Here is a 24,963-nt window from a genome sequence, read left to right on the forward strand (position 1 = left end):
AAAAGCGAGGCAAGGAATGCACGAACGCCTGACATTTGTCGCAGTCGCGACTGCCCTTACATTGGCGCCCCACGCTTCGGCTCAGTCACTCACGCATGATCCGAACGCCTGGCGTGCCGTCGCCTACGCTGATCTCGAGCTCCCGAACTCGGAAGCTGTGCCCTACGCCTCCCTATGGGCCGACCGGCTGAAGAAGAACAACGACGCCTACATGGCCAAAGGCGATACGCGCTTTGCGGTCGCCAACGCGCCGGCTTCCGAGAGTCACATCGTGGTGCGCAGCCCGACCAAAACCGTCGTCCTCTCGGTCCTGCACACGCTCACCGGCTGCTCGCCGATCCGCACCGATCCTGTCGGCAATGCCACGCTGAAACGATGCCCCATGCGCTTGGCGATCTACCAGAATGGCCGATCCACGGTCGCTGACGCTGGCGCCGGCTGTTTCATCGAATATGGCGCGCAACCGAATAACGTCCGCCCCGACCTCGCTCGGAATGGTGCAATGGGTGCATATGATGTTCAGGCCAAAAGCATTCGCGCCGGCATCGTATTCCAAGGTGAAATCGCCCCGGAATGCCAATTCCGGGTCCCTGTCCCGCAACCCTAGGGGAAGCCGCGATGCCCGGTGTGTTTCCGGGAGCCTCGATATTCGGAAGGAGCGCAACCATGATCGACATGGAAAACCTGACCTTATTCAGTACGCCAGCCTGCCACCGGCCATCGCCACCGGATCAAGGCTTCCCTCACGGCGCGCGATGCGCGGCCTTGACCGCGGCTCCTGCCGGCGGCCGCGGCGGGATGACGTTCAGGAGATCTGCCATGGCCAGCCCGACAATCTTCACGACTCTAGCTGTCTTGATCTCGCCGGCAATCGCGCAAGCGCTTGATCCGCTCAAGGCTCCGCAGGGATCATATGTAGCGTCTACACACACATGTGCCGATCTCGACCAAGGCGTCGGCGTTCTCGAACTTGCCGAGTTTGACGGCGACGCAATCACCGTAGGCGCAAGCACCTGCAAGATAGCAGGCACCCGTCATGCAGGCGATGCGTTCCAAGCCTCATGTACAGAGCGTGGCAGCAGCTCCCCGGTCATCACGCCGATGAAGATTACGCGCCCATCCAGCGACGCGCTCTCCATCAATGGCACCATCTATAATTTCTGCCCGGGGAAGTAAGATGCTGCGTCCCTTCCCAATACTCCTCTCCGCGCTCCTGGTCGTCGGACAAGCGCCTGGTGCACAAGCGAATTCCTTTGACCAGGATACAAATTCTTGCGACCTCAATGACAACACGACCTTGCGTTCGCTTTGTAAGAACGGAGCGGGTCTGCCGAGCTATCCGTCCACGCAAGTGATGATGGAGCGCAGCCCGAACATCGCCAATATGATTGTAGACGCCGCCAACAAGTATGGCGTTGATCCCAAGCTTGCTCTTGCCGTGTCCGCTCACGAAGGCGCGATGTCAGCATGTGCCGGCTCCTTCAGTGGCGTTCTTGGACCGATGCAGCTTACGGGGGCGACCGGCCGTGCCTACGGAATGGATCGGGGCATCTTGTCCGAAAACATTGAAGGCGGCGTAATGACGCTTCGCGATGCCGTCAAATCGTGCGGCGGCACGTCAAGTATTCGCTGCCTCGCCGATCGTTACAACGGCAGCACTGAAAGCCAGCGCCGTAACTGGACGAACGACGTAAACCGCCGCTATGCCGGCCTCAATTCGGCCGGCCAATCCATTCCTCAGGGATGCGGCGCGCAAGCGGTCTGCCAAATGGGACCAGGCGACTTTCAGACGCCCAACGGTGATGACACAAAACTCGCTTCATCCGCTCCCGGTCCCGCCGGCAGCGACATCAACGTTGCCTCTGGTCAGGTGTGACCCCGTCTCCCCATTGAGGGCCACGCCGTCGGCCAGCCGCCTTCAATGGGAGAGATTGCGCGACGAGAGCTTTCCAAATCCCCGTTTCAGATGGCTCGCCAGCTCCTGGCGCACATCATCAGGCCATTGCTCCATCCCACCGCAGTTCACTTCGGACGCAACCAGCGACCAGTACAGCAGATCCGCGTGTCGTCCTTCGAACAGGGCCGCCACGATGAACTGTCCGATCACCAACGTGATCGTCTCGGGCTTGCCTTTCTTCCGCAGAAATTCGGAAACCTCTTCCACCCATGGTTTCGGGCGGCAATCGACGAACGCCGCCGCTTCCTTATAGAGCGCATTGTCTCCTGCGACTTGCCAGAGATTCGCTTGCATCGTGAACCCTTCAGCAAAATGATGCCATTGCATCGACGCTGGCGGATTCTCTAATGCCAGTCAAAGAAATATAAAGCATAATTTCAGCGTATCGTAGCAAACGAATCTACGCTGATTGTTTAGCAGCGTCCGCTTTTCTTGTATGCTACTGGCTTGTCCTGCGTCCCTTTTTGACCGGAGGTAGCCGCTTCTTCTCGGAAGTTGCCCCAGCGGGGATGGCTGCTTCTTTCAAAGAATGTACACCACTGAACTCCGTCATCGAGCGCTTCACAGCACGCGTGGCCTCAATATGCCGCGCAATCTCGTTGAAGTTGAAGCCGAACGTCTCGATGTCGCGCTTCACGCTGTCGTCGTCACCAGTACGCCCAATGAGCGTCCACACCGGCACCTTCAGGTGCCGTGCCAGCCGCTCAAGAGTGACGAATGTCGGGTTCCCCTTCCCCGTCCGCAACTGGTAGAGCGTGCCGCGCGATAGCCCCGTAGCGTCGGCAAAACTCGCATAGTCCGGATACTCGTTCTCGATTTGGCGAAGTCGCAGGGCGAGCAGGATCGAAAGCCAACCATCGCTGTCTTCTGTCTTGTTTTTAAATATCGGCACGGTTGCACTCCTGCTTATCGGCGAAATATGACGGCCATTTTTTGTAAAATGTCTAGCGCTCAGGGTGTTAGCCGAAACGATGACTCATTGCCCTATTAAAGTGTCGCCGCATCCTCCCCATACTCCCGCAAAGTGACGGCGTACAGCTTTTGGCCGCCGCTAAATCGTTCCAGAGCACGATAGCATTTCGATCTGCATGCCCTGTTGAAAATGAATAATTAAATGATCCAGTTTGGATGGCCCGGCCATCCGATTTATGAATTTGTCGTGTAACACCTCACCCGGAGGGACAACCCTGTTCTCTGCCCCTGCGGCAGGCAGGCCCTGCAATCGTTGCCCCATACCATTTTCGAATGACCTGGTTCAGATCGACCAGAAGCGAAACCTCGACGCCGCTGTTTCAAGAGCGTGGATGATTTCCCGGCTATTAACGATCTTAGGCGCGCCTGCGCAGTTCATTTTTGTTGCCGATTACGCTCAAAACGGGCCGCCAGGCTTGGCCCCCCGGAGCCGGCGAGGATCCAATCTCTATCCCTGTTCGAGCTGGAAAAGGCGCCGGGTGACACGTCGCACTCTGAAGCCGATACCGCCAAAGGCGGCACCATGCCCCCAGCCTTCGAAAAACGCTTGATCCATGAGGGGCCATCCCATCTCCGTTGATCATTACAATAACTCTTGATCTGTGATATTATAATGATCTACATCGAAATAGGACGCTCTGTGTCATGCTCATGAAGTTCGCGTTCGCAATTTTCGCCGGCGGCGTGCTCGCTTTCTTCGCCCTGCCCGATGAGGAAGCCGGCCTTCGCATGCTCAGCTTTTCCACTGCTTTCTTGATCCTGTCCCTCGCCGCCGTCTGTGTCATCGAATTTCTAACTCACAGTATCGGACGTTATCGCCTTCGCTCGTCGTTACAGCCGTCGCGCTGTGATGACGATCTTCCTTTGCATGACGCTGCAAAGTTCGAGCGCTCCGCCTGGTCGACGTCCGGCGTCAACCCTAAGGATCCGAACCTGGTTTGGCAGTACCGCCTCAATGATCAGCGCCTTGGCCGCTTCAAACTTTAACAGGTCCTACCGTGCCAGGATCTGCTCAATCACACGCACAGCCGATCCTCCTGTTCCGTCAGGTCTGCGATCTCCTGATACCGTAGCCCCAAATGCTTCAACGCTTGCGCACGGCGGCGTCCCGAATTCCCAAAAGGCCCATACCGAGACGCCCAGGGACGCCGCCAATGTGCCGATCGTCCGAAGGTCGGGTTCGCGCGCCCTCGCGCAGTGATAAAGCGTTCCTGCGCAGACACCACTATGCTGTGTTCGCGCGCAAGTGGTCCTCGTAGTTACCTGATGCAACGGCTCCTGGTCGCCAATCTCGAGGTTTGCGAATGGCGCTCTCAGCGATGCAGGCTTGGGCCACCTGGCCGAGGCGATCCTGCGGTCACGACAGCTAAGTCCTGGCCCTTGCTCTCTTGTCCCAGATGCCGGATGCCCAGCGCGGCGGGCGGCGCGAGGAAAACCCCCTCGCCTTCCTTCCCCTCCCTTACACGTTGATCGGGGGGTATCCAGCCGCCCGGCCCGAAGGTTCTCGCCGCTGTCCTCGTTCGGCGCGCAAACCGTGCCCCGAGAATGTTATGCGCCATTGGTCGCACGAGCGCGGTTATGCCGTCTGCTGGGAACTGGTCAGCCAGAAGCCCATTCGGCGCCGGAGCCCCGAGGCAGGCGCCAGCGGTGCCGCAACCTTGCGAAGAGGTTGGAGCACGACGTACCGCTGTTCGCGAATCTATTCCAAGCGGCAGAACGCGTGAAGCGCCCCGGCTATTTCGCCGGGGATATTCGACGCGCTATTAAATCATTATATTGATCCGATAGCGGCTTGGCGGCATTATCAGGCCCATGACAAAGGTGTCATGGCCAAGCGCTGCCCAGGTATATCGCGCCTTGGGAGGATTCCCGGCGCGCGGGAGCTACTTGTGCCGTTGCCCAGTACCAAGTCACGGGCAAGGGAAAGTCGACCGCCATCCCTCCCTCTCTGTTCGTGACGGGGATTATCGTCTTATGCTCCACTGCTTTGCGGGCTGCGATCCCGTCGACGTTGAGACCGCCATTGCGGACCTGGATTTGTCGAAGCGCGCGGCCGAGCCTCTGCGTCGTGTTCGTCCGGCTGCGCCCAAAACCACGGCAGCGGACGCGCTCGCGCTCTGGTCGGGAGCGATTGCGCTCGCCGGCACGCACGGCGAAGCTTATCTTGCCTCTCGCCGTCTGCCGGCGACGTTGCCAACTTTGCGCTTTCTGCCGGATTATCGATTGGGAAAGAGGTGCTTTCCAGCGCTGGTGGCTGCTCTGCAGGCCCCAGACCGTTCGATCTGTTCGGTGCAGCTCACCCTCTTGCACCCGACACGGCCAGAAAAGGCGGCGCTGGACGAGCCGCGCCGCATCATCGGCCCCAGCCGGGGCTTTGCCTTGCGGCTCGCCCCAGCGGCCGACATCCTTGGCATTGCCGAAGGTTACGAGACCGGCCATGCCGCAATGCTGCGCTACGGCCTGCCCGTATGGTGCTCACTGGGAGCGCCCCGCCTGCCTTTCCTTCAGATGCCCGCGAGCGTAAAGCGGGTCGTCGTCTTCGCCGATCCAGACAAGCCCGGCCTTAGCGCGGCCGAACGCGTTCGCGAAGCCAACCCTGGGCGCCAGGTCCTCATGCACAGACCGCCCGATGATCGCGATTTCGCGAAGTTGTGGGAGGACGATCCGACCTCCGAGATCTTATCCCTGGATCTTCTGCTGCGCAAAACACTCGCCACCACCTGAAGTCTCGGCGGCCAGCTTGCCGTCACCTGTAATAGCCGACCTAGCATCACTTGTTCTGGCGAAGGGTGAGGCCGCGCGCATCGGGACCTACTCAACCCGATGCAGCGGGCCGCGAGCGCCGGATGGCCCTCTTAAGCTCGGCCCTCTAAAAATTGGGCATAGATGAGATTTTAAGAAGCTTTCCCATCTGTACGATACGCCGTAATGGCGGCGGCGTATGACAGTTTCGATCGCCTCCGCTACGCGAACCAAGCGTTTCGTTCGGCGTTTTTCATTGAGGCCGATCAGATGCCATTTTGGTCGGATCTGATGCGCCACAATTTTCACGCCGGCAGAGGCACCGTTATCCGCGAGCGGGATTTCGAACCCTGGTTGGTCTCCACGCAGTCGAGGCGCGGCAAAACGGTTTCAGAGCATTTGAGACGCACCTTGTAGACGGCCGCTGGCTATAGATGACCTGACCGACACCCAGGTGCATCATTTGGTGAGCATGCTCGCCACGGAACCGGAAGTGGTGCGCGGCATGACCTTCGCCAACATCCCCCCAAAATGTCATGCCGGCTGATCGTTACGCGACCGTTGCAGACCTGCCCGAATTGCGTGTCTGACCGCGAGGATCCGAGGCCGATTTTGTGAAGCCAGTTGCTGGGGTGGCGTTTCACATGCCCTTTGTGTGGAGGGCTGTGCCAAGTCAGTGGCGAGCACGACGATCTCCCCTCCCCTTTCCGCTTTCCGCCAATATCGCAACGCGGCTCTTCGAGGCGAAAAGCTGCTCAACAACCTGGACGGCTCCAGTACATTATAGGGACGCAGATATGCGGTAGCGATTATCGGCGAAGATTTTCGATACCGAGTTCGGCCCAGATCCACCGGAAATCATAGGTCGCCATGGGATCGTTGGGGTCAGGCTGGCTTGAAGAACGGTTTTCAAGATATTTGAGCCATTCGGCGGCCTTCTCGCGACCCTTGGCGGTTTTGATGGCCTCGCGCGGGGAAATATTACCCAGCATTCCGACGGGCTGATCGAGGGTTTCGCGATACTGCTTGTCCAAAAACTCATGAACGACTTTTGTGGCGATCTCGGGTGGCAGCTCCGGACCAGCCGTATCCTTGTCAGGGACCGGCCTTTCGGCCATCATTTGCTCGACGGTACGGATTTCGGTGAGCGGCCTTCCAACCAGATCGTTCAGCGCCCCCTGCATCAGCGCCGTTCCTTTTTCGGCTCGGGCGGCGGAATTCGTCGACAGATGCAAGGTGCGACCCTTCATTTCGACATTTCCGAGAACCCGCGCGCCGTCCTCCATGGTAGTGTCCCATGCGAGGTTCCCAGATTTGCCGGCCTTGAGCCTTCCCTTCGGGATGTCGCCAAGCAAGTTCCAGAATTTCGCGTTCTCCTGCCGGAGAGCCGGGATTGTCTTCAGCCGGGCGGCAACGTCTTTCTGGGTGACCCCGGATGCCAACGGAAAGCGGACATCGTGGAAGACGATTGCGTCACCGTCGCCATTCTCGAAGGTGGTCTGCTCCATCCGCATCCTCCGGTCCAGGGTGTCAAACAGCCATGAGAGGGTAAATACCGGCGCGGCCTGTTGAAGTTCTTCGTTTGTTGGTACGGGAAGTTTTTTGGAACGCGCCTTGCCAAAGATCGCCCGCAAACCATCGAACAGCGCGTCGGAAGCTTCCGGCGTGAACGGCAGCAATCCTCCGCCAATGATGTTTTTGCCCGTGACGGGAACGATCCTGGCTGCAACCCGATCCCATTGCTGCAATGTCTTCGTGGCCGTGCCCTCGCTGACCAGGACAGGATCTCCGCCGCGGATGAGATCGCGAGCCATCAGCGATTTGCCCGACACGATGTCGCTGACTTCGTAGAGGCTCATCACCGACGTCCGGAGCGCCTTCATATAGGTTTTCGCCTGGGCGCCTTCCTTCCAACCGCGCCGCTTCAGATACTCGTCGACGATATTGCCGCCCTCGACGTCGAAATCCTGAGTGAGGAAATCCTCGAAGGCGCAGCCCCAAAGCGTCATTGCCCAATGATCGCCGAGCATCTCGGCCAGATCATCGAAGTCCATGTTGCTGGCGTCGAGAATCGGCCCGAAATGATCGTCGAGAACATCTTCGAAACAATCGCGCCATTCGTCGCGGGAGAGGAACTTCATCAGACCCTTGAGGTCGTGGCTGTTGGGCATGGCCTTTTCCCACTTTTCGTCTGTGCTCGGCGATAATTCTCGATACCGTCGGCTGGCTGACTTCGTAGAGCCGCGCCATTTCAGCGGCTGACTTGCGTCCGGACAAGGCGCTCTCGGCGATTTCCAGCCGTTTCTTTGGATTGAGCGTCTTGCGGCGGCCGCCGATCCTGCCTCGGATCGTGTCGGGTTCCAGCAATGCCACCTGGCCGCCAGCCACTCGACATGAAGAAGGTCCATGCGGCGATAAAACTCGTCGGTGCTGGAACGTCACCAGCTGAAGCCGCAAAGCAGCGCTGCCTCGGCCGCTCCATCGTTTTTGAAATGCGCCGATTGGGGGTCGGCCGAGCCGCTTAACGTCAACTTCGTTATTCGGATGGATTTGCGGAAGTTGACCACAAGCTAGGTCTCGGCTAGCAATATCGCCATGAACATTCAAATGGTTGTTGTCGTGGTAGGGAGGCGCATGGGCAGGGTGGCGTAGCCGCCCGGCGAAAGCACCCATGCGCGGTAAACAGGCTCCTGACGGGCCTTTTTTTATGCCCGCGTTGCGGCATCCCCGCCAGTCTACCGAATTCCTACCGCCGAAGGACATGATGACCAATGACGAGCGCTCTCTATATTCAACGCCGCAAACGACCGGGAGATACTCCGCCTCAAAGACCTCCTCATCACGCTTTCCCATTTTGGTCGCGCTCTCGGCGCTCTCGGTGCTTCCGGTGAACATCATCTCGCCATCACTGCCAAAGATCGCGGGCGAATTCCAAGCAGACCCCGCACTGATCAACCTCGCTGTCGCAGGCTATGCTATCGTCACTGCCCTCGTCGAATTTGTCTCCGGCGCTATCTCGGATCGCTTTGGGCGCAGACCAGTTGCGCTGGTTTCGATCGCCCTCTTCATCGTCGCCTCGATTGGGTGCGTGCTTGCCCCCAGTATAACGGTCTTTCTCGTCTTCCGTGCAGCGCAAGCGGCAATCGCCGCCTGCTTTTCAGTGGCGCTTGTGGCGATCAAGGAAATTTCCGGCGACCATGAAGGCGCGAGCAGAATGGGTTATGCGGCGATGGCCTGGGCAATCGCGCCGATGCTCGGCCCGATCTTAGGCGGAACCATAGACGAACTGTTCGGCTGGCGAGCGATCTTCGGCGTTCTCGCGGCCCTTGGCGTAGCCGTCCTGTTTCTTTCGATGCGGGAGCTGAAAGAAACTGCATCACTGTCGTCCAGGCCGACCGGGACATTATCTCAGTTCATACTGGCAACTTAGTTTCGATCCGCTTTTGGGCGTATGTCCTTTGCATGGGGTTTTCGACCGGAACGCTCTACATATTCCTAGCTGGCGCGCCTCTCGCCATTGGCGGATCAAGCGCAGTGCTTGGCCTCTATATGGGCATGGTTCCTGCCGGCGTCATTTGCGGAAGCTACCTGACCGGTCGTGTTGGGGCCCGAGTACCACGAGGCGCGCTCTTGATATCGGCTCGCCTGCTGACTTGCGCTGGACTGTTGGGTGGCCTCATCCTCGCATCTCGGGACGCACGCGCTCGCATTCTTCGGCTCTTGCATGTTCATCGGCATCGGCAACGGGTTGACCTTACCCGCCGCGAACATGGGCGCGATGTCGGTGCGCGACGGTCTGGCTGGCACCGCAGCCGGGCTGGCCGCAGCCATGTCTATTGGAGGCGGAGCGTTGATCGTTTCGATCGCAGGCCTGTTCTTGGAAGGCGCGGTCGCGGTTGAAATGCTTATAAGCGTGATGTTCGTCGCCGCATTGCTTGCATTGTTGGCCGCGATATTTGCCGCTCTGGTGGAGCGGCGGCGCTCCAGGTCAGTTTTGTAGTAACGCTCAAATTGCCTTCGATATCGAAGAGGAGATCAAGATGATCCGCAAAAGAGTGGCAGCGAGCGCCGTAGTCCTCGATGAAGAAGGACGCCTCCTGCTGGTCCAGCGCGCTCATCAGCCCGATAAGGGGTGCTGGACGCTACCCGGCGGCTGCGTGGAAGCCGGAGAAACCCTGGAACAAGCCGTCATACGTGAAGTCGCCGAGGAGACAGGATTGGCTATCCGCGTTGTGCGGGAGGTCGGACAACTCAAGGTGCCGGATGGCGACAGCGGCGTTATGAGATTCATGATTTCCTTGCCGAGAGGATCAGCGGCGAGGCGATCGCTGGCGACGATGCCGCAGATATTGGATGGTTCGCCAAGGAGCAACTTGTAGACCTTGTGCTTACACCGGACTTGCTGCTCTATCTGAGGCGGTATGGCGTCTATCCGTAACGCTTCATCGGCGGGCCAATGCCATGTCGCTCCCACCGAAATAAGAAGTTCAGCGCACCTTTGTGTTCGCGTTTTGCTCTCCCTTGGCGTTGTTTAGCGGGAAACCAACGCTTTGCCCTCAGCAGCAGACGTGATCACATCGTCCGCCACAAGAGCGGTATGGCAGCCGGGGCTGCGGGGAACTCAGTTCAAATTGGAAGATTTCGGTTGGCTCGACCGCCGGATCGAGCGAGCTTCGGGTAAACGAGTTTCGGAGGCGACACGACAGGGTGCGTGACACCCTCTTGGTCTGGCCCGCCGCTGTCGTAGGTCCGTTCAACGCACTCGCTGACCAAAGGGTCGAGGACGCAGACCGCCCGGATGGCAAGGTGTCGCGCATGCCGATCCAGTTCTTCCTGCCCCGCTATCCCGACGTCTGCCTGGATATGACTTGAGTGGCCGGATCGTGAACTTGGTGGACGAAGGTTTCGACCTTGCACTTCGCGCGATGGCGCGCCGTGGCCCGATGCCAGGCTGATGGCGCTTTACATCGCTCCGCGCGGTTTAGCTTAATCAAGCTGTTTGATAGGAGCCGAACCCAACAAGCTCACGACGATCCGTATGCGCCGTGATGATAGATCAGCGCCGGGCCGGGCTCTCCGCTCACTACATGCCGGACGCTGCCGAGGATCAGCGCGTGGCGGTGGCGAATAATAGTGTCCTCAACCGTGCAGTCGACCGCGGCAAGCGCCTCGTCGAGTGCCAGTGCGCCGCTTGCAAGGCTGGACCAGCGAGCGCCCTCGTAGCGCGCCGACCCCTTCAGGCCACCGCGCCCGGCAAAGCGGTCGGCAATCGCGATCTGGTCGGCACGCAGCACATTCACGCAGAAATGCCGATGCCGGCTGATGGCTGCCCAGGTAGACGAGTTCAGGTTGATGCTGACAACCATCACCTCTGGTTCGACCGATAGGGAATGGGCGGTGGTAACGGTTGCGCCCGTCCGTTCGTCGCCAACGCCTGCGGTGACCACGGAGACAGCTCCGGCCAGGTGTCGCATCGCAAATTTCAGGGGAATCCGGGTTTCCACCAGGGGAACGCGTTCGGTCAGTGTCATCTGGACAGCCTCATGTGTTTGCAGCGTCACGACGCCTTGCGACGCAACGCCGTTTGGTCCCCCAACCATTGGAGAATTTCGACGGCGATGCGCTCGGCATGCGCGGTGACTTCGGGAATTCCCATCAATTCGCCAACGCTGCCGCGCGCCAGTGGCCCGCTGACGAAAATGCTGTCGGTCTGGCGCCCGGATGTGCCGACCGCACGGCCTTGGCTGTCGGTCTCCAAACCGAGACCAGTCGGGTCGAGCCGGACCAATCGCATCCGCTCGAGCGCCGCAATCGCCGTGTTGGTCTGCAAGATATCGGCGTGCGCCGGTCCGGTCGTCACGATCACACTGTCGAAAGCCTCGACAACGAGGCCGGTTAGGCCACGCAGCCGCTGCCAGACGCGAATGCATCCGTCGACCTGTTCGGCACCGACAATCGATGCGGCGCGATAGACAAGCCTGCCCTCGGCAACGCGGCGATCGAGCACGGCCGCGATCTGTGGCGCGATACGGAAGCGATGCACATCCCACAGCGCACGAAGATGACGCACCACGCGGCGCTGCTCGGCTAGCGGCAAGGCCTGCCAGATGGCCTGTCCCTGACGCCGGACGGCATCGAGCACCGGGTGCCAGTTCTTCGCCCTGACGCTTGGCATCAAGGATCGCGGCCCGATGCGCCTGAACAGTGCCGCCGCGCTGCGTGAAGGCAGGGTCGTGAAATCGCCGATCGCCACTCGAGGCTGCATGGCTGCGCGAGCGGTAGCCATGGCGCGAAAGTGCTGTGATGCTGCCGCGATGCCCCCTGCGGTCGAGAGTGGCGATGACGTCCGCCGAGGTCAGCCCGGTGCCGACGACCAGGACATGGTGGTCGCGCTCGATCGCTTCCAGTCGTTCGAGGTCATAGGGATTGGCGACCAGACCGGCGGCGCCGGCCATAGCGCGCAAAGCTGGCGGCAAGGCCGGCGGCGGATGAGTCGTTGCGACAACCAATGCATCGGCCGCGAGCGTTCCGCCGTCGGCAAGGATCAGGCGATATCCGTCGCCGTTACGCTCGACCGACGCGACGGCGGATCTGACGTGCCGAATCGTCTTGCTTTGCAAAAATGGCTGAAGGTGGGATTCGACATAACGGCCGAAAATACGACGCTGTGGATAGGCCGCGCCGTTGGCAGTGATCGCCTCGGCGTCATTCAGAACGGCGCCGGTCCGCTCCAGCCAATCGGCAAAGTGGCTGTCGTGACCGGAGATCAGGGTCATCCTCGACGCCGCCACATTGATGCGATGCGCCGGATCGGCCGTCGAATAAGCCAGACCATGACCGAGCCCCTCGCGGGGTTCGACGACCACGATATCGGCTGCGCCGGCCGGCAGCAGCCGCGCCAGGTGAAAGGCGGTCGCCGCGCCTGAAAAGCCGCCGCCGACAATCGCTATTACCGGCTCGCTGGCGCTCAAGACTGACTCGCACGCAGCGCCGACGGGCGATGGTCGCCGGCCACCGTTTCGCCGAACGGCCCCATGTTGACGGCCGTCGGCCGTGTCGAGATCTCATGATCGAGCGGCAACAGCGGCAGCACCAGTTCGCCGAAGCGATAGGCTTCCTCCAGATGCGGGTAGCCGGACAGGATGAAAGTATCGATGCCGATGCGCCGGTATTCGTCGATCCGCTCCGCCACGGTCGCCGCGTCGCCGACCAAAGCAGTGCCGGCGCCGCCGCGCACCAAGCCGACGCCGGCCCACAGGTTGGGGCTGATTTCGAGCTTGTCGCGACGGCCGCCATGCAGCCGGCTCATGCGCGACTGGCCGACCGAATCCATGCGCGCGAAAACCTTCTGCGCCTCGGCGATCGTCCTGTCGTCGAGACGGCTGATCAGCCGGTCGGCATCGGCCCAGGCCTCGTCGTTGGTCTCGCGGACGATGACATGCAGCCTGATGCCGAAGCTCACCGCGCGTCCGGCTTTCTCGGCAAGGCCGCGCACATGGTCAACCTTGGCCGCGACGTCTGCGGGCGGTTCGCCCCAGGTCAAATATTTGTCAATCTGCTCGGCAGCGACCGCGTTGGCCGCCTCCGACGAGCCGCCGAAATAGAGCGGCGGATGCGGCGTCTGCACCGGCGGGAACAGCAGCCGGCCGTCCTCAATGCGGAAATGCCTGCCTTCGAAGACAACCGTCTCGCCCCGCAGAACGGCCTTGTAGATATCGAGGAATTCCCGCGTCACCTCATAGCGCTCGTCATGGCTGAGGAAGATGCCGTCGCCCTTGCTCTCGACCGGGTCGCCGCCGGTGACGACGTTGATGAGCAGGCGCCCGCCCGAAATGCGGTCGAGCGTCGAGGTCATCCGCGCCGCGAGCGTCGGCGACTGCAGCCCGGGACGGACGGCAACAAGAAAGCGCAACCGCTGCGTCAGCGGCGCCAGCGCCGACGCCACCAGCAGGCTTTGTCCGCCCTCGTTTCCCGCCATCATTGAGGCCGGACACCGGCTAGGCAGAAAGGCTCAGCCTGAACTTCTCCGTATCTTTCTCTGGCCTTGCCTTGCGATCAGGTGGTTTGTCAGCAGATTTTCTTAAATTGGCGAGCGCGATGATGCCTCGAACAATGTTCTGTTTTTTCTTCGACGATTCCAGACCGCTCAAGAATGATCGGTCGATCTTCAACTGATCCAGGTTGAAATCGGCAAGGTAGCCGAAACTTGAATAGCCGGATCCGAAATCGTCGAGTGCCAAACCGACCCCGATATTTCGAATTTCCGCCAGGGCGTTCAAGGCGTTTCGGCTGTTCTGGATAAATACCCTTCCGTTATTTCCAGTTGCAGACGCGACGGCGGCAGTCCTGTTTGTCGCAACACCAGAAGATGCCATGGCATTTTGCCAATCTGCATTGGCAGTCGGCCGCGGCCGGGAGCAGACTTGCGGGCTCGATGGACATGACATACTCGATCCCATGACTATATTAACGGGGCTCGCCGGACCCTCCTCTGCCCGGTTCAAGCCCGGATCGATCTTGGAGAAAAAAATTGGCCTCGCAGCCTCCCGTCACGCTTGGAGATAGGGCCGAAGCCGCAGCGACAAAACCGCTGCGCGCCGATGCGCAGCGCAACCGCGATGCGCTGGTCGAGGTCGCAGCGGTGGCCTTTGCGGCACATGGCGTCGATGCCTCGCTGGAGGAGATCGCGCGCCAGGCCGGCGTCGGCATCGGCACGCTCTACCGAAGGAGGTGCGCGAAGTATGCATCGTTCTGAGGCTTTTGCCCGAAAGATAGGATCGACGCTTCGGCTTCGCCTCCGCCGGGCTGGTTCAACGCGAGGACCCCAAAGCCATGGAACGGGAGGTAGATCGGTTGATTGCCGATCACGTGAGCCAGGATTTTCTCGACCCATACGCGTTGCGATTTGATCATGATGAACACGCTCCAGCGCGCCCCCCTGCGTGAGGCCCTTGGAGAACCCCAACACGATCACGGCTGGACTCGTGTTGCCCCATGCCAGGGGATTCGCAGTGATCCTCCAATCGCCCTCCTCCCGCGCTGTGCGGTCGAAGACCACGCGTCCGTCAACGTGGCATGCGGTACAGTCGATACGTCCGTGCGCCGGCAGACAGCTCGTTTTGTTACTCGGCTCCGAGTTTCATGCCGCACAGCTTTCCAGAGCGAGCGGCGGCGCCAACTCGTGTATGCGCGCATTGGGACAAACCCGCCCAGCGATATCGCAAAGACGCTGGTGATGCGTCAGGTAGATTACCTGACCCACTTTCGCCATCTCGGCGAATAGCCGGAAGGCTTCCTCCGCACGGAAGCCGTCGAACCTCTCCATAATGTCGTCGGCGATGAAGGGAACAGGGGTTCGAATTGGGCGAACTCGTGGTAGCCGGCCACTCTGAGCGCGAGCCGGGCTTCCCCCTTGAGCTGGACCTTCACCACGCGTTCGAACTAGAGGTCGAGCACATAGTGCAGATAGACGTTTCTCAGCAAAACGCTGATCGAACCACCTTGTGGAGTTCCTTCATCGCTCGGGTGGATAGCTCCGTCCTCAAGGACGCCTGCCTTCAGCCAGCGCCTGATGAAGCTGATCACGCGGATCCGCACGCTACGTTCTGTGGGAACCGGAGGCGGGTGACTGCCTCCGGTGACCCGGTCGGAGGGGTGCGACTCCCCTCCGCCACTCGACTTTCTCGGGATCTCGACATCCATGAAGATGTGTTCTGGGACGAAAGCAATAATGAGACGGGACGCTGGGTCACAGAAAATCTGTCTTCAACGGGAGAGGATGCGGATGCGGGTTGACCGCACTATACTTGGCAAAGAGCGGCGCCAAGCGCAATACCCTCGAGGAGGATCGGCCGGCCGGTCGCGAGCCGATCGACTGCAAGCTGGTAACAGCGTCACTAAATACGACAAATGCAGCCCGACGGCACAACCCGCGGCTACCCGCAACTAGGTGGGGCAGGTAACGAATGCAAAGATTCGGCGGTCGTAAAAGACTTAACCAACTCGTCCAAGGCCTTCATTTGTAACAGAAATGATGGAAGCTTTTCGAGCGGCATGGCGCTCGGCCCGTCACACAGTGCGTTTTCGGGATCAGGGTGGGCCTCCAAGAAAATACCTGCCAAGCCCACCCCCAATCCGGCGCGTGCCAATTCAAATAGCTGATTGCGCCGTCCACCAGAAGTTGTGGCTCCGGGTTTGCGGAATTGCAGTGAATGCGTAACATCCAATATGATTGGCACGCCCTCGTTTACGTTTCTCATCGTGGAGATGCCAAGCATATCTACAACCAGATTGTCATAACCGAAACAAGTTCCGCGTTCGCAGATAATTACCTTACTATTACCGAGTTCACAGAACTTTCTCACGACATGTTTAGTCTGAACCGGGCTCATGAACTGCGGTTTCTTAACGTTTACAGCTTTCCCAGTCTTAGCTAAAGCTGCCACAAGATCAGTCTGCCGCGCCAGAAAGGCCGGCAGTTGCAACATATCGCAAACTTCGGCCACCACCGGCGCCTGTTCTGGACGGTGGACATCAGTCAGGACGGGAACATCAAGCCTATCGCGCACATCCTGCAGTATTCTCAACCCTTCCTCCATTCCGGGTCCTCGATACGATTTATGGCTGGAGCGATTCGCTTTGTCAAAAGATGCCTTGAAGACATACGAGATTTCATGCTGCAGAGTCTGCCGTTTCATCGTTTCTGCAACACTCAACGCCAAGTCGCGACTTTCCAAAACATTTACCCCACCGATTAATACAGCCGGTTTTGTGTTTGCGAACTCAACTTTGCCTACGGGGACGGTATTCATAAGAGAGCTCCGAAATTTATTACATATGGGCAACCTTGATCGCCTGACGCGTCGACCCGGACGGTCGGACAAAGCAGTGTATGCCTCAGCTTTGTACGCCTTCTCAGTTCGAGCTAGCCAACGCCATACGAAAGTCGCGATGTGGAACGCCAGCAACGGGCTCGCCCAGAAAAAGGGCTGGCTTGCCGGTTTCCTTCCACACCACCCTCGGTGCTTACGATTGGCAGTCCGTCTTAAGGGAGATCATGACAACCGTTGGCTAGTCCGATCGCGGCGAATGGCTCGACGAGAGCGAGGCATGCAATTGGACGAGCGATACTGGGCAAAGGCTCCCTGTTTGATTTAATTCGGGTTCTCCTGCTGCTCAAAACAGATGTTATTCAGCACCGTTCTGGGTGGGCGCGTAGCGTCGCGGCGCCAAAGCCGAAGTACGGTTCCGGCCTCGAGGAGTTTTAGGGATGTTTTTCTAAGTGCCGGAACAAAAGCGAGCAATCGATCTCGCGTCACTCGAGCGATCGGCCCGGCTACACTGATAGTGCCCAACAGAGGCGTTTCCTGTTCGATCGCCGCCGGAATCCCGACAGCTACTACAGCGATGCCCGGCTCAGCTTCCTCCCACACGAATCCATAACCTCGTTGTTTAGTCGTATGCAACTCCCTGAGTAAGCTTTCGACGGATTGCAGCACGTTAGGTCCGTGCTCCTGAGGCGTTCCGAAGCCGTCTCGAAGGACAACTGCAACCGCATCGTCGGTCGGCAATGATGATAGCCAAACCTTTCCGGTTGCCGTAGCGTGCAGGGCAACATCACGACCCATACCGGGAGCGACCACGAGGCTACCACGGGCACCTTGTGCCTTTGCAATCCAGACGAGACGCCCGTTGTCCACCAGTGTCATGCCGACCAATTCTTCAAATTCCCCAGCTACTTTGTTGAGCAAAGCTTGGCAATGTTCCAAGCCCCCACTGTCTCCCAGTGTTCGAAATCCCAAGGCGGCCATCTTCATTGTCAAACGATAGTTCCGGTTCTTAACCTGCGTGGCAAATCCGCACGCAGTTAACGAGGAGAGCACCCGATGGCTTGCACCTTTGGGCAACCTGGCGAGTTCGCTAATTTCGCCCAGGGAAAGTCCTTCAGGCGCTTCTGCAAGGATTTCCAGCAGCGTGAGGCCTCGTTCCAGGTTGACGGCGCTCGACAATCGGATAGATCCTTGCTGATAAGATGCAACGCCATAACGGCGCCGGTGAGCTAGACTTCTGCGTCATAGCCCGGTTTTGGTTAGATGGCCATCCTGCAATAGGAGCTTTATTGAAAGTGAAACATTTCTTTGCAAATCACAACATGGCATCTACGATTTTGTGGCTATGATGGCTATCTCACGTTCTCACAAATACAGGACGGCTTGACTATGCCTGATCTCGACGCCGAACACCTCAAGTGCGAGGATCGATCAAACGCGCCCGACCTTGCTGCAAGTAGATTGCCAATGCTCGAGCGGGCACGGGATGCTATCCTGCAGGAAGCGAAAACGCTTATGACCGTCGCTGCTCGTCTCGATGAACAGATTTGCCTATTGGCAGATTACATCGTTTCAAGCTCGGCTCTCGTTGTCGTTTCGGGCGTTGGCAAATCAGGCCTTGTAGGGGAAAAGATCTCGGCAACACTCGTTTCGACCGGTACGCGCTCAATCGCGCTGGATCCACTCGACGCTTTGCATGGCAGCCTTGGAAGAGTTTGCTCGGGCGACGTGTTTCTTGCTTTGTCAAAGTCGGGCCAAACTGACGAACTAATCCAAATGGTCCGCGCATTTAAGACCCTGCCGATTCGGATCGCCTTGATAACCGCAAACGGGAGTTCCGCGCTGGCTGAGATGGCCCACCATGTGCTCGATATGGGGCCGGTTGAGGAGGTCGGCATATTAAGGTTAGCGCCGACGGCTAGCACCACTGCCATGATGGCGATCGGAGACGCTTTAGCGGTTATCCTAGAAGAGCGGCGCGGTTTCACCCGGAATGACTTTGCGCGAGTTCATCCAGGTGGAAATCTCGGCAGGGTGCTTGCACGACGGGACTCGTACCCAGAAAACGCAAGCTACTAATATGGCAATGACATTTCGGCACCCGTCTCCGAGAAGAGACCCTCAAACAAAAGCCGGCTCAGGGACCCTACTTAGGCTCTCTCACATCCACCGCTGGGCAAATGCAGCGAGGATGCTTATTCCAGAGAATCGGGCGCGGAACGCCATGATTTATGTCCAGTTCGCAAACATTACCGGTGTCGACGCGCACCCATTGGGTGCCGAAAAAATTCGGCTGTTCTTGTCCGAGAGCACGCCCGATGCACTTGATCGGCCCGTGAGCAGCCACTACGAGAACGGTTTTGTCGGAGCCATAAGCGCGTTCAAGGTCATCAAGAAAACAGCCGATCGCTTTCAGATAGCCTCCCCGTCGCGTTTTCCAGTTCTTCGACATGGGCCAGATGCTGCGCTGATACCAGTTATAGAATTCATCGGCGCCAAAACGCCGGATTACCTCCTCGTTCGAGAGTCCGTTCCAACTGCCGTAATCAATTTCATTCAGTCTCGAATCTTCAACCGGTGCGTGCCTGACGCCGCAGGCGGCCAGAGCGATATCAGAATACGTACGGGTTCGTTTGGAAGGCCCGCAGAATGTTGCGACCGGGATGCGGCCGGCAATTCGGAGAGCCTTTCCGAGTTGCCGCGCCTGACGCTTACCTTCGGCAACAAGAGGAGGATCGGCTTCGCCTCCAACCCATATAGCCGTTTCACCGGAGGAAAAGGTGTTCCCGTGTCTAGAAAGCACGATTCTCATATACAGCCGTCACAATGGTCTTTGGGATTGTTCCCCATTAACTCTTTTGGCGAAGGCAGTGTAGTTAATATTTGTAACGGAATGTTGATTATTTATGAAGGTAGGAGTTCACTTGTTTGATCTTGCAAGGAGGTATAGATGTCGGGTAGCTTGGCAGGACGAGTGGCTGTCGTAAGCGGAGGAAATGGGGGGATCGGTCTGGCTATAGCGAAACGCCTTGCAAGTGAGGGCTCGCTGGTCGCTATCTTGGACGTGACAGACAGAGAGCACGTGAGTGGAGGAGATTTGTTGTCGATCCACTGTGACGTAACTCATCTCGAAAGTGTGCAAGTCTCTCTTGCACGCGTACGTGAAGCTTTCGGCACCATTCAGATTTTGGTCAACTCGGCCGGGGTGCTCGGACCTGTCGCCAATGCAGTTGACATCGAGGTTGACGCATGGCGCCTAGTTATCGAAGCAAATCTAACGAGCACGTTCATCTGCTGTAAGGCCGTAGCAGTAGGCATGATCACGGCAGGGTACGGCCGGATCATTAACATAGCCTCCGCGCAAGGAAAGGAGGGCACGTCACTCGCTGGCCCCTATGCCGCGTCAAAGGCCGGGGTAATAGCCTTTACAAAAACTCTCGGAAAGGAGCTCGCCACCACTGGTGTTCTGGTGAACTGCATTACGCCGTCTGTAGTAGACACGGGGATGTTTAATGAAATCTCGATCGAACGCCGCGCGGATCTTCTCGATCGTATCCCTATGGGCCGGTTTTGTTCTGCGCACGAGGTCGCCGCAATGACAGCGTGGTTGGCGGGCGATCAATGCTCTTTTTCAACCGGGGCCGTCTTTGATATGTCTGGCGGAAGGTCCACTTACTAGGGCCTGTTGAGATTCATCGTGAGTTTATGACGGCGGCTGCGAGATGGATGATTGCGTTGAAGCTCTGGTCGGTTTTGTCAGCTCGCATTGCGATGCGTTTGAACTCCTTGAGTTTGCAGAAGAAGTTCTCGATGAGATGACGCCATTTGTAGAGTTCGAGGTCGAGGGGCAGCGGCAAGGCGCGCCTCTGATGCTGCGAGATGACGATCTTGGCGCCGCGCTCGTTCAGATCGGCGATGATGGTGTTGCTGTCAAAGGCCTTGTCGGCGATCAGCCCGCCGAAGGAGAGGCCGTCGATGAGCGGCGCGACACCCACCGTATCGAAGCGATGGCCACGCAGGAGAATGAAGCGCACGAGATTGCCGAGCGCATCGGTGAGCGCAAGAATCTTGGTGGTCATGCCGCCCTTGGAGCGGCCTATGGCCTGGCTTTGAGTCCCCCTTTTGCGCCCTGGCCGTGGCGGTGGACCTTGACGCAACGTCCCACAATCAATGAGGTGGGTGATGGCACGAGTACTCGGCGAGGCCTTCAGTCGAGTATGGCTCGACAGGCTGTGAAGTGGTCGGCGCAAATTCGTACGGGATCCAAAGTTACCTAAAAGCGATAAGATGGGGAAGATTCTTGCGCCCGATTGTGATCATACCGACAAGACTCGGCTCCTCCAGGCTTCCCGGCAAGGCGCTGAGCGATATCAATGGGCAACCAATGATTGCCCATGTCTGGCGGAGAGGTATAGAAGCAGGCATAGGACCGCTGGTCGTCGCCTGCGGGGATCAGGAGATCGTCAATGCCGTCAGAGAATTCGGGGGTCGACCGGTTTTGACAGATTCGGCCCTCCCGTCAGGCTCGGATCGCGCGTACGCAGCTCTGTGCGAGGTTGACCCCGAAGAAGAATACGATACGGTCGTCGTTCTCCAAGGGGATTTGCCAACCATCGATCCTGCGGCTATCAAGGCCACACTGGCACCCTTGGTCCGTGATACAGAATGCGAAATCGCGACGCTGGCCACGGTGATCGACGACCCCGCCGAACTCCACGCACCACAGGTCGTAAAAATCGCATTGGCCATGATACCCGGCGATAGCATTGGGCGAGCGGTCTACTTCAGCCGTATGGTTATTCCATACGGTACGGGAGAGCACTATCACCATATCGGAATGTACACCTACCGACGGGAGGCTCTTGCCAAATATGTCAGTCTACCCTGCGGCGTTCTGGAGCAACGTGAGGGCCTCGAACAATTAAGGGCTATTGAATACGGCATGCGTATAGACGTCAATGTCATTCAGACGGAACCGCTAGGTGTCGATACAACTGTAGACTTGGAGAGGGCGAGAGCGCTCCTAGGCTAGTCTCTCATGTTCCCTGTCAAGCTTTAAGGCAAGAAGGCTCGCCTGCTTGGCAGGTTTGCGAAGCAGTCGGATGGGCTGAAGCTGCACAGGGCTGGGGGTGTAACTCAGAGACGACGGTTGATCAGACTCTCATCCGCGGGTTGAGTACCGGCCTTCGGTGTTTCGTCTCGGGGCTGTCCTCGGTCTAGAGGTTGGGCGTCGGGCGCATCGGCTCGGCCACATAACTCTTATGACCGTGGTCAAGAATGATGGATGACCTTTTTCGCCCTATGCCTTTTGCCACAGGTTTTGTTTGCCATTGATGAGGGCAGCACGGAGACGGGATGGGGCCTTGAGACGACGGTTGATCCAGCTCTTATCCGCGGGTTGGTTACCGCACTTCCGTAATCCGTCCTGGGCTATCCCTGTCTAGTATCGGGCGTTGGGCTGATGCCCAGCCACATAGTTAGGACGGGAGTTCCCCACCGTGGCCACATCCCGTCACCGTGCTGCCCGGTTTTTCCGCCGGGAGATCCGGCGCGGGCAGAGCCTTCAATCCGGCGGCGCCCGCGCCGGGGGCGCGCTTGTCGGGATCCTGATCTTCGATGAAGAAGCGCACTGCATCTCAACGCACCGGTTCGACCTGGTGGCCGATGGCCCACAGGAACGCCGCCATCTCGCGCGCGATCGCCGCAACGACGATGGGTTTGTTCTTGCCCGCAGCCGTCAGGCGCCGGTAGCGGGCGCAAAGCCGCGTCTGCGCCCTCCAGGCGATCTCGCGCACCGTCTTCGGCAGACCCTCGAGCCTGACGCGAATAGGCCCCGTCACCCTGGCGGGATAGCGGTAGGCCCAGGCGCCTTCGATCAGGACGCGGCGGGCGCGGCGATTGCCGGCCAACGTCAGGCCGCCGCGCTTTACCGTGTCACCGGTCGAGCGCTCCGAGGGCACCAGGCCGAGAAAGGCCATCAGCTGCCGCGGAGTGTCGAACCGGCGGACATCGCCGACTTCGCTGACGAAAGTGACGGCGACGATGAAGGACACACCACGCAGCGCCTGATAGGCCGCCACCACCGGCGCCATCGACCAGCTCGGCACCAGCTCGGCCAGTTGCGCATCCAGCCGCTCCAGCCGGTCCTGCGCATCGGTGACCACGTCGACCTGGTCCTGGAACACGATCTGCTGGGCCGGATGGTCGAACTTTTGCGCCGCCAGCCAGCGGGCATGGCTCCGGGTCCAGTTCTTGCGTCCGGTAAAGACCCGGCCATGGCGCAGCAGGAACGACAGAAGCTGCTGGCGCTTCTTGCGCAGATCCTCGCTCGCCGCGGAGCGCACCCGCACTAGATCGCGCACCGCTTCATGCACCGCGTCTGGAACCCAGATTCCCTTCAATTCTCCGCCCGCAGCAGCCGCGCCAGACTGACCGCATCGCGCCGGTTCGTCTTGACGCGCTCGCCCGGTCGCTTGGGGATCAGCGAGGGCGCAACGACATCGCAGCGCTGACCGAGCTCGGCGATCTGCCGGTAGAGCCCGTAGCCGGTCGGGCCGGCTTCGTAACAGAAATGCAGGCGAGGATGCTTTTTCTCCAGCTTGCGCACGAAGCGCTCGACCGCCGCCGGCCTCGCTTCGATCTCGCCGAAATACCGGACCTCCCCATTGCGGCCACCCTCGGCAACCGCAATGGCGTGCTTCGCCTTCGACACGTCGACACCGACGTAAAAAACGCTATCTTGCTTCATGGCCCGTCCTTTCTTCGCTTGGGGCTCGGCTCGGGCACTCCCCGAGCAACCCCCGTTTGCTTAACAGCTGCAAAGACTAAGGGCGGGCCGCCGCTCAGACCACGGTCATAACGTCTAGCGACGGGAGTTTCCCACCGTGGCCCCATCCCCGTCCGACTTTTGCGAAATGCGCAGGTTCGGGGCTTTGCTCGCCCACAAGCGCGGCGAGCCACGGGTTTGTGCGATGGTCCGGGCGCCGGAGTTTGCTGCTGCTTTATGCTACCGAAACACGGAACAGTCGTAGCGCGCTGATCAGCCCGGCGCAGCGGAGCGCGGCGACAAATGCCATTACCTACATCGGGGCTGCGGACGCTCGCCAGCTTCGATGCGGCATAGGCCAGGTTTCACCCAGTTCCCTTGCGGCTGCCAGCAGATCTGGTGCGACTGCCTCCAAGCGAGATGAAGGCATCCGCACTGACGGCCCGGCAACGCTAACACAGCCCAGCGCGGGCCCACCCTCTCGATCAGGAATAGGAACTGCAAGCGCGGTGATACCGACAACACTTTCATCGGCAGATACCGCGTAGCCATATTTCCGCACCCGCTGAAGTTCATCCAAGAGCTCCTGCTCATTCGTAACGCCGGAGCGCGCATAGTTGCGCGGGAGAATAAACCCTCGCCGACGGACGTGTGCTTGGGCCTCTGCATCATCGAGAGTAGATAACCAGGCGCGACCATTGGCTGTTGCGTGGAGTGCCGGTCCAGCTTCCATCGTCGGGTCGTAACGAAGGCCTTCCGAAGTTCCCTGAGCACTCGCGATCCAAACAAGCTCCCCGTCTTCTTCCGCGCAAACACGAACAAACTCGCCAGTTCGCTGCGCCAACCTGTTGAGGATAGGCTGACAAACCTCATTGAGGCCGATGTTGCCAAAGAAACGAAGGCCCAACGCGGCGGTCCGGATCGCCAGACGATAATGCTGTGTGACCGCCTCTTGGATCGCGAAGTCCCGATCAACGAGAATCGAAAGGAGTCTATGAGCGATGCTTTTGGGAAGCTTGAGACGCCGCGCAATGTCACTAATTGCGAGCCCCTCTGGGTGATCCGCGAGCAGTTCGATGATATCAAGAGTTCGCTCGGTAGGTGAAACATTTGCCACGATTATCCCTCAGCAATGGACACGTCCAATTTGTGTGACCGGAGCAACACTTACTGACCGAACGATGATTGGGCAAACTGCGTCAGGTGTTCGCAGATGCTAAGCGCAACATTGGGAATAACGGCCTCAGCTGTCCGATTGTTGCACGTGACACCCCAGCGAGCCAGCGCCCCTGCCCCGATCTCGATGTTGTTCGCGTCGCGTGTCGTCACGCGACGCTTAGTGGTGGCGGCGGTTTACCCAATTGGATCCTACGCCGCGTTTTCGTGGACCTCCGCAAGGGCCGCGTCGATGGCCTCGCCCAGCAATCCCACGATTGTTTCGATATGCTCGCTGTTCGCGATCAAGGGGGGGCAAATGACAACGTGGTCCCCGGCATAGCCGTCAATTGTACCACACAGTGCATGTGTAATTAGCCCTCTAACTTGGGCGTTCTGATAGATCCGTGAACTTAAGTCATGCGAGGCTGCAAAAGGAGCTTTTGTCTCGCGGTCCTTGACAAGCTCGAGCGTCATCAACATACCTCGACCGCGTATGTCGCCTACGTGCGGATGTTGATTGAACCTGTCTTGCAGGCGCT

The 24,963-nt window shown here is 59.1% G+C and carries 22 protein-coding genes and 9 pseudogenes; 14 read left to right on the forward strand and 17 right to left on the reverse strand.

Annotated elements, in window-relative coordinates:
- Window positions 1–16 precede the first annotated feature (16 nt).
- Genes NKH23_RS30685 through NKH23_RS30695 form a run of 3 tightly spaced genes read left to right on the forward strand, consistent with a single transcriptional unit; the run spans window position 17 to window position 1,876 of the window.
- Window positions 17–607: a hypothetical protein gene (locus NKH23_RS30685; RefSeq protein WP_353036261.1), complete on the forward strand. Its 591-nt coding sequence runs from the start codon at window positions 17–19 to the stop codon at window positions 605–607.
- 59 nt (window positions 608–666) lie between these two features.
- Window positions 667–1,176 carry a hypothetical protein gene (locus NKH23_RS30690; RefSeq protein ID WP_353036263.1) on the forward strand — a complete coding sequence of 170 codons (510 nt, stop codon included), beginning with the start codon at window positions 667–669 and terminating at the stop codon, window positions 1,174–1,176.
- Window position 1,177: 1 nt separating this feature from the next.
- Window positions 1,178–1,876, forward strand: coding sequence for a transglycosylase SLT domain-containing protein (locus NKH23_RS30695; protein ID WP_352903036.1), 699 nt, complete (start codon window positions 1,178–1,180; stop codon window positions 1,874–1,876).
- A gap of 42 nt (window positions 1,877–1,918) precedes the next feature.
- On the opposite strand, the gene NKH23_RS30700 is transcribed toward NKH23_RS30695, so the two are convergent.
- On the reverse strand, window positions 1,919–2,251 hold the full coding sequence (locus NKH23_RS30700) for a hypothetical protein (protein WP_352903034.1): 333 nt from the start codon (window positions 2,249–2,251) through the stop codon (window positions 1,919–1,921).
- Between the two features lie 145 nt (window positions 2,252–2,396).
- Window positions 2,397–2,849 (reverse strand): helix-turn-helix domain-containing protein, encoded by a 453-nt coding sequence (locus tag NKH23_RS30705; RefSeq protein ID WP_352903032.1) that lies wholly within the window; start codon window positions 2,847–2,849, stop codon window positions 2,397–2,399.
- Between the two features lie 725 nt (window positions 2,850–3,574).
- Between NKH23_RS30705 and NKH23_RS30710 the strand changes: the two genes are divergently transcribed.
- The 3 genes and pseudogenes from NKH23_RS30710 to NKH23_RS30720 all read left to right on the forward strand — a co-directional run.
- The gene (locus NKH23_RS30710) at window positions 3,575–3,916 is read left to right on the forward strand and encodes a hypothetical protein (RefSeq protein ID WP_353036266.1); all 342 of its coding nucleotides are present in this window, start codon (window positions 3,575–3,577) and stop codon (window positions 3,914–3,916) included.
- 987 nt (window positions 3,917–4,903) lie between these two features.
- Entirely contained in the window at window positions 4,904–5,653 is a 750-nt protein-coding gene (locus NKH23_RS30715) for a DUF7146 domain-containing protein (RefSeq protein WP_353036268.1), read from the forward strand.
- A 204-nt stretch (window positions 5,654–5,857) separates the two neighbouring features.
- Window positions 5,858–6,102, forward strand: a pseudogene (locus tag NKH23_RS30720) (diguanylate cyclase); the annotation flags it as partial.
- Window positions 6,103–6,480: 378 nt separating this feature from the next.
- On the opposite strand, the gene NKH23_RS30725 reads toward NKH23_RS30720, so the two are convergent.
- Entirely contained in the window at window positions 6,481–7,842 is a 1,362-nt protein-coding gene (locus NKH23_RS30725) for a DUF7986 domain-containing protein (protein WP_502912392.1), read from the reverse strand.
- 500 nt (window positions 7,843–8,342) lie between these two features.
- On the opposite strand from NKH23_RS30725, the gene NKH23_RS30735 reads away from it, so the two are divergent.
- From NKH23_RS30735 to NKH23_RS30750, 4 genes and pseudogenes are all read left to right on the forward strand, one after another.
- Window positions 8,343–9,101, forward strand: coding sequence for an MFS transporter (locus NKH23_RS30735; RefSeq protein ID WP_353036274.1), 759 nt, complete (start codon window positions 8,343–8,345; stop codon window positions 9,099–9,101).
- Between the two features lie 294 nt (window positions 9,102–9,395).
- Entirely contained in the window at window positions 9,396–9,671 is a 276-nt protein-coding gene (locus NKH23_RS30740; RefSeq protein WP_352905972.1) for a hypothetical protein, read from the forward strand.
- 40 nt (window positions 9,672–9,711) lie between these two features.
- Window positions 9,712–10,050 carry an NUDIX hydrolase gene (locus tag NKH23_RS30745; protein WP_353036276.1) on the forward strand — a complete coding sequence of 113 codons (339 nt, stop codon included), beginning with the start codon at window positions 9,712–9,714 and terminating at the stop codon, window positions 10,048–10,050.
- Between the two features lie 460 nt (window positions 10,051–10,510).
- Window positions 10,511–10,623 (forward strand): annotated as a pseudogene (locus tag NKH23_RS30750) (LysR family transcriptional regulator); the annotation flags it as partial.
- 72 nt (window positions 10,624–10,695) lie between these two features.
- Here the strand turns inward: NKH23_RS30750 and NKH23_RS30755 are convergent.
- The 5 genes and pseudogenes from NKH23_RS30755 to NKH23_RS30775 all read right to left on the reverse strand — a co-directional run bounded on the left by NKH23_RS30755 (window position 10,696) and on the right by NKH23_RS30775 (window position 14,046).
- A complete protein-coding gene (locus NKH23_RS30755) occupies window positions 10,696–11,202 on the reverse strand; it encodes a flavin reductase family protein (RefSeq protein ID WP_353036297.1) in 507 nt (168 codons plus the stop codon).
- Between the two features lie 26 nt (window positions 11,203–11,228).
- The gene (locus tag NKH23_RS30760; protein ID WP_353036299.1) at window positions 11,229–11,957 is read right to left on the reverse strand and encodes an FAD/NAD(P)-binding protein; all 729 of its coding nucleotides are present in this window, start codon (window positions 11,955–11,957) and stop codon (window positions 11,229–11,231) included.
- Window positions 11,958–11,994: 37 nt separating this feature from the next.
- Window positions 11,995–12,642: pseudogene (locus NKH23_RS30765) on the reverse strand (FAD/NAD(P)-binding protein); the annotation flags it as partial.
- Window positions 12,639–13,634: pseudogene (ssuD, locus tag NKH23_RS30770) on the reverse strand (FMNH2-dependent alkanesulfonate monooxygenase); the annotation flags it as partial. The pseudogenes ssuD and NKH23_RS30765, both read right to left, overlap by 4 nt.
- Before the next feature lie 34 nt (window positions 13,635–13,668).
- On the reverse strand, window positions 13,669–14,046 hold the full coding sequence (locus NKH23_RS30775) for an EAL domain-containing protein (protein ID WP_353036278.1): 378 nt from the start codon (window positions 14,044–14,046) through the stop codon (window positions 13,669–13,671).
- 155 nt (window positions 14,047–14,201) lie between these two features.
- Between NKH23_RS30775 and NKH23_RS30780 the strand changes: the two are divergent.
- Window positions 14,202–14,396 (forward strand): annotated as a pseudogene (locus NKH23_RS30780) (TetR family transcriptional regulator); the annotation flags it as partial.
- Window positions 14,397–14,810: 414 nt separating this feature from the next.
- Here NKH23_RS30780 and NKH23_RS30785 read toward each other — a convergent pair.
- The 4 genes and pseudogenes from NKH23_RS30785 to NKH23_RS30800 all read right to left on the reverse strand — a co-directional run.
- A pseudogene (locus NKH23_RS30785) lies at window positions 14,811–15,070 on the reverse strand (ATP-binding protein); the annotation flags it as partial.
- A 42-nt stretch (window positions 15,071–15,112) separates the two neighbouring features.
- Entirely contained in the window at window positions 15,113–15,268 is a 156-nt protein-coding gene (locus NKH23_RS30790; protein ID WP_502912393.1) for a hypothetical protein, read from the reverse strand.
- A 338-nt stretch (window positions 15,269–15,606) separates the two neighbouring features.
- Complete coding sequence (gene kdsA / locus NKH23_RS30795; RefSeq protein WP_353036280.1) at window positions 15,607–16,482, reverse strand: 3-deoxy-8-phosphooctulonate synthase; 876 nt, start codon at window positions 16,480–16,482, stop codon at window positions 15,607–15,609.
- Between the two features lie 342 nt (window positions 16,483–16,824).
- Window positions 16,825–17,679 (reverse strand): IclR family transcriptional regulator, encoded by an 855-nt coding sequence (locus NKH23_RS30800; RefSeq protein ID WP_353036282.1) that lies wholly within the window; start codon window positions 17,677–17,679, stop codon window positions 16,825–16,827.
- A gap of 210 nt (window positions 17,680–17,889) precedes the next feature.
- Between NKH23_RS30800 and NKH23_RS30805 the strand changes: the two genes are divergently transcribed.
- Window positions 17,890–18,579 carry an SIS domain-containing protein gene (locus NKH23_RS30805; protein WP_353036284.1) on the forward strand — a complete coding sequence of 230 codons (690 nt, stop codon included), beginning with the start codon at window positions 17,890–17,892 and terminating at the stop codon, window positions 18,577–18,579.
- Window positions 18,580–18,646: 67 nt separating this feature from the next.
- Here the strand turns inward: NKH23_RS30805 and NKH23_RS30810 are convergent, their stop codons facing one another.
- Window positions 18,647–19,312 (reverse strand): histidine phosphatase family protein, encoded by a 666-nt coding sequence (locus NKH23_RS30810; RefSeq protein WP_353036286.1) that lies wholly within the window; start codon window positions 19,310–19,312, stop codon window positions 18,647–18,649.
- Between the two features lie 138 nt (window positions 19,313–19,450).
- Between NKH23_RS30810 and NKH23_RS30815 the strand changes: the two genes are divergently transcribed.
- On the forward strand, window positions 19,451–20,179 hold the full coding sequence (locus tag NKH23_RS30815) for an SDR family NAD(P)-dependent oxidoreductase (protein ID WP_353024490.1): 729 nt from the start codon (window positions 19,451–19,453) through the stop codon (window positions 20,177–20,179).
- 13 nt (window positions 20,180–20,192) lie between these two features.
- Here NKH23_RS30815 and NKH23_RS30820 read toward each other — a convergent pair.
- Window positions 20,193–20,674, reverse strand: a pseudogene (locus NKH23_RS30820) (IS5 family transposase); the annotation flags it as partial.
- A gap of 126 nt (window positions 20,675–20,800) precedes the next feature.
- Here NKH23_RS30820 and NKH23_RS30825 point away from each other — a divergent pair.
- A complete protein-coding gene (locus NKH23_RS30825) occupies window positions 20,801–21,532 on the forward strand; it encodes a 3-deoxy-manno-octulosonate cytidylyltransferase (RefSeq protein WP_353036289.1) in 732 nt (243 codons plus the stop codon).
- A gap of 604 nt (window positions 21,533–22,136) precedes the next feature.
- On the opposite strand, the pseudogene NKH23_RS30830 reads toward NKH23_RS30825, so the two are convergent.
- From NKH23_RS30830 to NKH23_RS30840, 3 genes and pseudogenes are all read right to left on the reverse strand, one after another.
- Window positions 22,137–23,248, reverse strand: a pseudogene (locus tag NKH23_RS30830) (IS110 family RNA-guided transposase).
- Window positions 23,249–23,579: 331 nt separating this feature from the next.
- Window positions 23,580–24,383: an IclR family transcriptional regulator gene (locus NKH23_RS30835; RefSeq protein WP_353036291.1), complete on the reverse strand. Its 804-nt coding sequence runs from the start codon at window positions 24,381–24,383 to the stop codon at window positions 23,580–23,582.
- A 251-nt stretch (window positions 24,384–24,634) separates the two neighbouring features.
- Window positions 24,635–24,963: pseudogene (locus tag NKH23_RS30840) on the reverse strand (aspartate aminotransferase family protein); the annotation flags it as partial.

It is taken from the genome of Mesorhizobium sp. M1328 (assembly GCF_040318075.1).
Taxonomy (GTDB): domain Bacteria; phylum Pseudomonadota; class Alphaproteobacteria; order Rhizobiales; family Rhizobiaceae; genus Mesorhizobium.